Origin of the sequence: Marichromatium sp. AB32, from assembly GCF_003718675.1 — a bacterium.
Classification (GTDB): domain Bacteria; phylum Pseudomonadota; class Gammaproteobacteria; order Chromatiales; family Chromatiaceae; genus Marichromatium; species Marichromatium gracile.
Genome location: NZ_RHFJ01000038.1, coordinates 24,443 through 33,425, shown reverse-complemented (window position 1 = coordinate 33,425; position 8,983 = coordinate 24,443). Strand labels below are relative to the sequence as shown.

General features: G+C 69.0%; 7 protein-coding genes. 2 read left to right on the top strand and 5 right to left on the bottom strand.

The features are described 5' to 3' along the window. On the top strand, positions 1-1,241 hold a 1,241-nt coding region (gene xseA, locus EBL85_RS11925; protein WP_123143020.1), incomplete at its 5' end, for an exodeoxyribonuclease VII large subunit. 6 nt (positions 1,242-1,247) lie between these two features. Here the strand turns inward: xseA and EBL85_RS11920 are convergent. From EBL85_RS11920 to EBL85_RS11900, 5 genes are all read right to left on the bottom strand, one after another. Further along, positions 1,248-2,648: a peptidoglycan-binding protein gene (locus EBL85_RS11920; RefSeq protein ID WP_123143019.1), complete on the bottom strand. Its 1,401-nt coding sequence runs from the start codon at positions 2,646-2,648 to the stop codon at positions 1,248-1,250. Between the two features lie 64 nt (positions 2,649-2,712). Next, a complete protein-coding gene (locus tag EBL85_RS11915) occupies positions 2,713-3,597 on the bottom strand; it encodes a hypothetical protein (RefSeq protein ID WP_123143018.1) in 885 nt (294 codons plus the stop codon). A 153-nt stretch (positions 3,598-3,750) separates the two neighbouring features. Further along, complete coding sequence (locus tag EBL85_RS11910; protein ID WP_223806131.1) at positions 3,751-4,044, bottom strand: ATP dependent RNA helicase; 294 nt, start codon at positions 4,042-4,044, stop codon at positions 3,751-3,753. A 268-nt stretch (positions 4,045-4,312) separates the two neighbouring features. Next, positions 4,313-4,432, bottom strand: a complete 120-nt coding sequence (gene hemP / locus EBL85_RS17450) for a hemin uptake protein HemP (protein WP_223806130.1) — start codon at positions 4,430-4,432, stop codon at positions 4,313-4,315. Between the two features lie 181 nt (positions 4,433-4,613). Beyond that, positions 4,614-5,438 carry an ABC transporter substrate-binding protein gene (locus tag EBL85_RS11900; protein ID WP_165913434.1) on the bottom strand — a complete coding sequence of 275 codons (825 nt, stop codon included), beginning with the start codon at positions 5,436-5,438 and terminating at the stop codon, positions 4,614-4,616. Between the two features lie 581 nt (positions 5,439-6,019). On the opposite strand from EBL85_RS11900, the gene EBL85_RS11895 reads away from it, so the two are divergent. Next, a complete protein-coding gene (locus EBL85_RS11895; protein ID WP_123143016.1) occupies positions 6,020-8,572 on the top strand; it encodes a methyl-accepting chemotaxis protein in 2,553 nt (850 codons plus the stop codon). The last annotated feature ends 411 nt before the right edge of the window (positions 8,573-8,983 follow it).

Genomic DNA, 8,983 nt, shown 5'->3' with positions numbered 1-8,983 from the left:
ACCTCGCCGCGCCGGCCTCGGGGCATCTCTATTTCACCCTCCGCGACACCGGCGCGGCGGTGCGCTGCGCGCTGTTTCGCGCCCGCGGGCGGTCGCTCGCGATGCGTCCGGCCAACGGTCAGCAGGTGGTGGTGCGCGCGCGTGTCGGGCTCTACGAGCCGCGCGGCGACTTCCAGCTCATCGTCGAGTCGCTCGAGGCCGACGGCGAGGGCGCCGCACGGCTGGCCTTCGAGCGCCTGGCCGCGCGGCTCGAGGCCGAGGGTCTGTGCGCGCCCGAGCGCAAGCGCGCGCCGCCGGCCTTTCCGCGTCAGGTCGGGCTGATCACCTCGCCGAGCGGGGCGGCGCTGCACGATCTGCTGGTGGTGCTGCGACGGCGCCAGCCGGGGTTGGCGGTGCTGATCTACCCGGCCCAGGTGCAGGGCGAGGGTGCCGCGGCCTCGCTGGTCGCGGCGCTGGCGCAGGCCAATGCCCGTGCCGAGTGCGACGTGCTGATCCTCGCCCGCGGCGGCGGCGCGCGCGAGGACCTGGAGGCGTTCAACGACGAGACCCTGGCGCGCGCCGTCGCCGCCTCGTCGATCCCGGTGGTGAGCGGGGTGGGGCACGAGACCGATCTCAGCATCGTCGATCTGGTCGCCGATCGGCGCGCGCCCACGCCCTCGGCGGCGGCCGAGCTGGTCGCCCCGGCGCGCGAGCCGCTGCTCGCCCGGCTCGATCGGCTCGAGGGTCGGCTGGCGCTGGCGTTGCGCCAACGCATCGAGACCGAGCGCCGACGGGTGCAGGGGTTGGAGCGTGGGTTGCGGCTGCTCCACCCGCGTGCCCGGCTCGAACAGCGCGCCCAGCAGCTCGATCGTCTGGAGGCGCGGCTGCGCGCGGCGCTGGCGGTGCGGTTGCGGCACGAGACGCAGCGTCTGGACGCGCTCGCCAATCGTCTCGAGCGCTGTCATCCGGGGCGGCGCCTGACGCCGGCGCGGGTACGGTTGGAGGCCCTGGAGCGGCGGCTGCATCAGGGGCAGGCGGCGCAGCTCGAGCGTCAGCGCGCGCGGCTGGCACGCGCGGTCGCCGGGTTGGACGCGCGCGGTCCGCTGGCGACCCTGGCGCGTGGCTATGCCCTGGTCACCCAGCCGCCGGGCGGTGCCCCGGTGCGCGATCCGAGTGCGCTTGCGCCGGGGCAGCGGGTCGGGGTGCGGGTGAGCGGTGGGTGCTTCATCGCCCGGGTCGAGTCGGTGGCGGAGCCCGACTGAGCGCGCTCAGCCGTTGCTGGCGTAGTCGATGAAGCCCTTGTTGATGCTGTTGATCTTGCGGCCGTGTCGGCGCAGCACGCCGATCCCCTCGCGCCCGCCGGCGACATTGGTGTTGCCCTCGATGGTCACCAGCCGCGCCCCCTCGATGCGCTCGACCAGCCCGGTGTGACCGGCGCCGCCGGGGTCGCCGGTGTCGATCACGAAGATCGCGCCGGGCTGGACCCGCGTCGGGTCGGCGCTCGCCTCGGCCCGGGTGATGCGGCGCACCCCCTCGTGCCCGGCCCGGTTCCAGTGATCGAGCACCCCGGCGGTGTTGATGCAGGGGTTGTCGATGCCGAGGCCGCGCGCGGCCTCGGCGAAGCACCAGTGGACGAAGGCCGCGCACCAGGGGTGACCGCCGTCGAGCCCGGTGCTGGCGAGATAGGCCTCGACCCGGGGGCCGCGGTTCGACCCCGGTGGTTCCTCGCGCACCCCGATCTCGCCGCGGGCGATCTCCAGCACCTGGGTCAGCAGCCTGTCGGCGGCGCGCCTGCGGGGCGGCTCGGCGCCGAACAGCGCCGCCCAGGTCAGCGGCCCGAGGATGCCGTCGACCACCAGCGGCTCGCCGCGCGGGTCCTCGCTGCGTGCCTGGAACAGTCGCAACGCCGCCTCGGTCTTGCTGCCGAAATCGCCATCGACCACCAGCGCCGGGACGGCGCAGCCGAGGGCGTTGAGTCGTCTCTGTACCCGGCGCACCAGCGCGCTGTCGCGCACGCCCTGGCGCAGCATCACCCCGGGGTAGTCGAGTGTGGCGGGCGCGCCGGTCGTCTCCGCCGTCGCCGGCTCGTCGAAGACCTCGACGCCGTGCGCCTCGAGCGCCTTGAGGAGGGTCGCTGCGCCGCACTGGCGCGAGACCAGCTCGGGGTCGAAGCGGCCGTCGGCGGCATACTTGCCCTTGCGGTAGTGCCCCGAGAAGGACCACAGATAGGGCGATCGCACCTCGGGGTGGTACTTGCGATAGCCCCAGCCGTTGTAGGCCTCGAGCCGGAACAGGGTGCCGGCCAATCCCCAGTCGTGCCAGCCGGCAAGCCCGCTCAGGTGCAACGCGTCGAGCGCCGAGCGCTCCCAGCTGAACGGCGGCTCGCCCGGTGGTCGACCGGCGGGGACGCGACGGGTGCGGGCGTGCAGCGGGTCGCCGTTGTGCAGATGACGGTCGAAGCGCAGCCCGGACTCGAGCGCGTGGATGACGGCGATCACCGGCCAGGGGACCGCGGCGATGGCGCCGAGCGCGCGATAGCGCTCCTGCTGGGCGAGGATCCGTGCGGCCAGTCGCTCGACGGCGCCGGTACGATCGGGGGCGGTCGTGCAGCTGTTGAAAAGCCGGGTGTATTCCTCGCGCAGTGCCTCGAGACGGATCGGCGTCGACATGGTGGCGTACTCCTGTTGCCGGCGGATGGCGCGCCAACAGGCTAGCACGTTGCGTGTTTTTCGGTCAGTCCGAGAGCGCGTTGATCAGGGTGCGCCAGATCGGGTCCTCGCTGCCGTCGAGCGATAGCTGGTCCTCGACGAGGGCGAGCGCGCGTCCGCCGTCGTCGTAGAGACGCAGCTGGCGCCTGGAGGTGTCGGCGCGCTGGAACACCCAGGCGCTGTCGATCGCCCCGGTGTCGAGACGCAGTCGCGCGCCGTCGCCGATGAGCTGCAGCCAGGGCCCGGCGCGGCGGTGATGGGTGTGGAAGACCCCGCTGAAGCGCTGGGCGACGCCGCGGGTGCCGGTGAGCACGTGCAGTGCGCGGCCCTGGTCGGCGAGGGCCTCGAACAGACACCCGACCAGCTCGTGATCGACCAGGGTGAGCCGGCCGTGATCGCGCAGCCGGGGCGGATGGAGCCTGAGCCAGCCGCAGACCTCGGCCAGGTCGTGTCTGGTGTCGGGGTCGGTCGGCCCTTGCCAGGTGGACGGGGCTGGCTGGTGACGGCCCTGGCCAGGAGGAACACGACGGTCGTCGTCTTGATGTGTCTGGATGAGCGTGCGCAGGGCGAAGTCGCTGGCGTCGCGCGCGAGCGAGATGCCGAGCAGCTTGGCGCCGCCGGCGTCCTCGATGCGCAGGCCGCGTGGCTGGCCCTGCAGCCGCTGCCAGTGGGCGAGGAAGCCGTGTAGCGCGAAGCCGCGCCCCTCCAGCCAGGCGTAGTGATCGCGGATCCGAATACCCTGCAACAGCGCCTGCTGGGTGAGCTGTATGCCCGGTAGCTCGGTCTCGATCCACACCTGATCGAGACAGCCGAGGTCCCACAGCAGCTCGGCCCAGCGCCGGCGGTGCGGTGGCGATGGCGTGGCAGGGTGCAGTGGGGTGACGGTGGCGAGGTTGGCGTTGGCGTGCATCTGCGGCTCCTGTCGATCAGGCTTGAGGCGGTGGCCGCTCCCCGCGCGCGGGCGAGGGCCGAGCTGCGCTGGCCAGGGAGGCGCTGCTGGCCGGTATCGGGCTGGCGCGGCCTGGTTCCGTGCCCGGTGATCTAGGGCGTCGGTGGCAATCCTTCAATGGCTATGCGCCAGGGTGCCGGCGCGCTGCTCGGCCAGCCAGCGCCAGTGTCGGGCGAAGCGGCGCAGGTGGCACTGCTGGTCGGGGTCGCGGCTGCCGGCGGGGTGCAGATAGAGCGCCTCGATGTGCTGGATCACGGCCCGGGCATGGCGCGTCGAGCCCTCGCGCGCATAGCGGCGGATGAGTTCGCGCAGCCGTGATTCCAACTCGCCGGGCGCGAGCCGGTGGAGGTCCTGGGCGGTGAGCTGGTCGGTAATCTCCTGCATGTCCTGTACCTCTGAGGTCGTCATCGGAGACACGCTCTCGGTTGCGGCGGGGCGAGGGTGTTCGCGTGCCGCTGGAGAGGTGTCGACAGGGTGCCGCATCCGTGCGGCGCAGCGATGCCCTTGGGTCAGGGCTGGCGGGGATGTCCAGGGTGGCGTTGCCGCCCCGGAGGGCGCGGGTTCTGGTGTGGCGATGTCCATGTCGGGGTCTGTGTGTTCCTGGTCCGGTCGGCAGGGCCGCGCGGCGAGCGGGACTGGCAGTGAGGGGCCAGACCCGGCGCCGCGTCGGCTGGGACTATTTGGTCAGGATCAGCTTGTTGTTGCGGGTCATCCTGAGAAAGTAGCGCTCACCGGCGTGATCGATGAGCAGCAGGTGCTGACCGCCGAGCAGGGTGTGGCTGTCGATGCTGCGCATCTGCGGCGGGCCCTTGCGGCAAAGGGGGGCCTGGCGGTGGCTGTCTGTCGAGGGAACGGATGGCATGGTCACGGCGCTCGGTCTCCAGTCTCGCGTTGGTGAATCTTACAAATGACAATCGTTATCGTTTGCGATAACGCTAGTCTCTCGCGTACTGGATGTCAACCCCTGGTTGCGCCGCTCAGTGTGTCTGGCCCTCGCCGAGATAGTCCCGCAGGAGTTGCTGATACTCGGGCTCCTGCTTGAAGCGGGCGAGTTCGACGGAGAAGCGCTCGACCAGCTCGGGGGAGACACGCGCCTTGCTGAAGATGATGTAGATGCCGTCGCTCTTGATCGGGTGAGCGGTGATCGGAACGATGCTATCGAGCATCCCCATCCGCTCGATGATGTGGTGGGCATTGCCGTGTTCGGCGATCACGAAGTCGAGCCGACCGGCCTGGAGCTTGCGAAAGTTCTGCTCGTCGCTCTCGGCCGCCTCATAGACCTGATGGCGCTCGACGAACGCCCAGAACTCCGGCGTATAGCTGTAGCCGCGGACCACGCCGACGCGGTGGCCGCGCAGGTCGTCGAGTCCGTGGTAGGTCGCCGCCAGCTCGCGGGAGGTCCAGAGTTCCCAGGGGGTTTCCACCAGCGGTTGTTCGGGATAGAGGGCGAACTCGCTGCGTGCGTCGGTGTAGTTGGCCGAGAAGAGCGCATCGGCGGCACCGCGTTCGAGCATGATGATGGCGCGCTTCCAGGGGTAGACCCGGGTCTCGCGGACGGCCACATCGAGCCGCTCGAAGATGCGGCGCACCACTTGGGTGCTGAAGCCGTCGAGTCTACCGTCGACGACCATCTGGTAGGGCGCCCAGAGGTCGCAGATCACGTTGAGTTGCGGTGTCTCGGTCGCCGCCCTGGCCGGTTGCGCCAGGGCGGCCGCGCCGCACAGCAGCATCAGCGCTGTCGCATGCATGAGGCGTGCGATGAGCCCGTGTCGGGCGAGAGAGGGCGGGAGGGTGTGGCGCATGGTGAGATCCTGGCGGGGCATTGGCGGGCCTGTCTGGAGCAGTGGATGGGGACGGCTTGATGGCTCGCCAAGGCAGCCGATGATGCGTTGATGCTGTACGCGTGCATCGTCGCGGTGGCGTGGCCTGCGGCGGCTGCGTGCTCATCATGCCGGTCGCCGGCCCTGGCGGTGGCTGCTCTAAACTTCGCACGCGCGCGAGAGATATTGATCGCGATTCATTGAGATCCGCGAAGATCAAGTCGAGTTCTAAACTTCGCGCGCGCGAGAGAATTGATGCCAACACTGCCTGCGGGTACACAATTACCCGACGCTCTAGAACTTCGCGCGCGCGCGCGAGAATTGATGATATCGTGCCATCGGGCTTGCTGATCGGCATCCCGCCAGCGGTCGCGATTCGCATGACGGACTTGAGTCGCTTTCATCAAAAAGCTTGATCTGACACACACTGTCTGTCACTCGACATGGACTGGCGCGTTAAAGGCTGATCTCTTGCCCGGGTTCGCGCTGGATGCGACGAGCGGTCCGGGGGGACGTGTCAACGCCGGCGCGAGCGTCCGACAGTGAAGTGAGGAGATATTAGTGTGACGCTACTCAATCGACATTCGATTGGCTTCAAGATCGCCCTGTGGTCGGGGTTGACGCTGATCGTGCTCGGCGGCGTGATTACCGCCTATGCCCTCAACCAGATGGCACAGATGGCCGACCGGCAGCGCGCGGAGGCGCTGGAGAACGGTCGTGCCTTCATCGTCAACGCCGCGCGCGAGCAGGCCGCGGTCATCAAGGGCGATGCCGATCGTGCCTTCGGTGTGGTACGCAGCCTCGCCCAGGCCTTCGCCTCGGCCGCGCACAAGGACGGCGAGGCACTGAGTGCCTCGGACTGGACGCGACTGCGTGCGCGCTACAAGCGCATGGAGGTCGTCTCGGAGTTGGCCGCCTCGGCGATCGCCCCCCTGGTCGCTGCGGCCGAGCGTGGCGAGATGCCGCTGACCGAGGCCCAGGATCGCGCCATCGAGCTGGTGCGCAGCATGCGTTTCGATGGTGACAACTATCTGTGGATCCAGGATCTGGGAACGCCCTATCCGCGCATGCTCATGCACCCCTATCAGCCCCAGCTCGAGGGGCAGGTACTGAACGATCCGCGTTACAACACCGCGATGGGGCGAAACGAAAACCTGTTCGTCGCGCTCGGCGATCGGGCCCGCGCCGAGGGCGGTGGCTACATCCATTACAACTGGAGCCGACCGGGCGACAGTGGCACCACGCCCAAGTTGTCCTATGGTCGCCTGGTGCCCGAATGGGGCTGGGTGCTCGCCTCCGGGCTCTGGTCCGACGACATGTCCTTCTACAGCCGCGACGACATCAACCAGATGCTGCGCTCGGTGTTGCAGAACAACCCCGGTTTCGCCGGTCTCTACACCGTCTGGGAGCCGAACGCCTTCGACGGCATGGATGCCGAATTCGCCAACACCCCGGGGACCGACGCCAGTGGTCGCTTCATCCCCTACTGGAGCCGTGGCGGCAATGGCGAGCTGGTGCTCGAGGCGTCACGTGATTATGACGTGGCCGGGTCGGGTGACTATTACCTGATCCCCAAGCGCACCGGCAAGGAGCAGGTGATCGATCCCTATCTCTACGAGATACAGGGACGTGAGCAGCTGATCACCTCGGTGGTGGTGCCGATCACCAGCAACGATCGCTTCCGTGGCGTGGTCAGCGTCGATATCGCGCTGCCGCACCTGCAGCGTCTGGTCGAGGAGACTGCCTCGACCCTCTATGAGGGCAGGGGCAAGATCGCCCTGGTCTCCTATGAGGGGACGCTGGTTGCTTCCAGCCGGCGACCGGATCTGGTCGGCAAGCCCTTCTCCGAGCTGCACCCCGAGTCGGGGCGGATCATCGACGACATCCAGGCCGGCAAGACCACGGTGAGCGAGGTGGACGGTGAGCTGCTGGCCTTCGTACCGATCCGGCTCGGCGAGAACGAGCGCCCCTGGTCGGTCGGCGTGGCCGTGCCCATGGATGTGGTCACCGCCGCGGCCGATCAGGCCGAGGCCAGCGCCAAGCGGGCCGCGACGGTGATGCTCGGCGTGGCGGTGCTGTGCATCGTCGTCGGCGTCGGGGTGATGCTGTTGGTGGCGCGGGTCATCGTCAACCGTATCCATGGTGTCTCGGAGACGATGCGCGACATCGCCGAGGGCGAGGGCGACCTCACCCGCCAGATCGAGGTCCACGGCAAGGACGAACTGGCCGAACTGGCGACCGCCTTCAACCTGTTCCAGGGGAAGGTTCGCGAGCTGGTCTCTCAGGTCGCCGGGGGAGGGGAGCGGCTGGCCGCCGCCGCCGAGGAGCTTTCGGCCACCAGCGAGCAGACCGACGAACAGGTCCGCCGTCAGCAGGCCGAGCTCGATCAGGTCGCCACCGCGATGAACGAGATGACCGCCACCGTCGCCGAGGTCGCACGCCATGCAACCGAGGCGGCCGAGGCGACGCGTCAGGCCGACCAGGATGCGGGCGCCGGTCGCGAGGTGGTCGCTCGCGCGATCGGCTCGATCGAGGCGCTGTCGCAACAGGTCGAGGAGGCCACCGGGGTGATCGGTCGCCTCTCGGCCGACTCCGAGGAGATCGGCAAGGTACTCGACGTCATCCGCGGCATCGCCGAGCAGACCAATCTGCTCGCGCTCAACGCCGCGATCGAGGCGGCGCGCGCCGGCGAGCAGGGCCGCGGCTTCGCGGTGGTCGCCGACGAGGTCCGCACCCTGGCCAGCCGCACCCAGGCCTCGACCACCGAGATCCAGCAGATGATCGAGCGCTTGCAGTCCGGCGCCGGGCAGGCGGTGACGGTGATGGAGCAGGGTCGCAGCCAGGCGCGGGAGAGCGTCGGCATGGCCGCCGAGGCGGGCAACTCGCTCGATCAGATCACCCAGGCGGTGAGTGCGATCAAGGACATGAACACCCAGATCGCCAGCGCTGCCGAGGAGCAGTCGGCCGTCTCCCAGGAGGTCGATCGCAACCTGATCAACACCACCCAGGCGGTCGAGGGCATCGCTGCCGGTTCGACCCAGATCAACCATGCTGCGAGTGAGCTGGCACAGCTCGCGGCCGAGCAACAGGAGCGTGTCGGGCGGTTCAAGTTCTAGACCGTCCATGCCAGTCGGGCGCCGGGCAATCCGGCGCCCGGGTCGTTCAGTTGCCAGTTTTCAGCCTCCAGCCTCCAGCCTCCAGCCTCCAGCCTCCAGCCTCCAGCCTCCAGGAAATTGAACCGCAAAGCCGCGAAGGACGCGAAGGGTTTGATGGGGGGTGGGCGGTTTTTTTGCGAGTCGTTAGTCGTCAGCCTCCAGCTTCCAGCCTTCAGCCTCCAGCCTCCAGCCTCCAGAGAATTGAACCGCAAAGCCGCGAAGGACGCGGAGGGTTTGATGGGTGGGCGGTTTTTTTTGCGAGTCGTCAGTCGTCAGCTTGCAGCCTCCAGAGAATTGAGCCGCGATGGCGCGAAGGACGCGAAGGACGCGAAGGACGCGAAGGACGCGAAGGCGTTTGAGGGGGTAGGCGGT

Coding starts and splice junctions, on each gene's coding strand:
- EBL85_RS11920 (WP_123143019.1), bottom strand. CDS start 2,648: ATGTCGACGCCGATCCGTCTCGAGGCACTGCGCGAGGAATACACCCGG.
- EBL85_RS11915 (WP_123143018.1), bottom strand. CDS start 3,597: ATGCACGCCAACGCCAACCTCGCCACCGTCACCCCACTGCACCCTGCC.
- EBL85_RS11910 (WP_223806131.1), bottom strand. CDS start 4,044: ATGACGACCTCAGAGGTACAGGACATGCAGGAGATTACCGACCAGCTC.
- hemP (WP_223806130.1), bottom strand. CDS start 4,432: ATGCGCAGCATCGACAGCCACACCCTGCTCGGCGGTCAGCACCTGCTG.
- EBL85_RS11900 (WP_165913434.1), bottom strand. CDS start 5,438: ATGCGCCACACCCTCCCGCCCTCTCTCGCCCGACACGGGCTCATCGCA.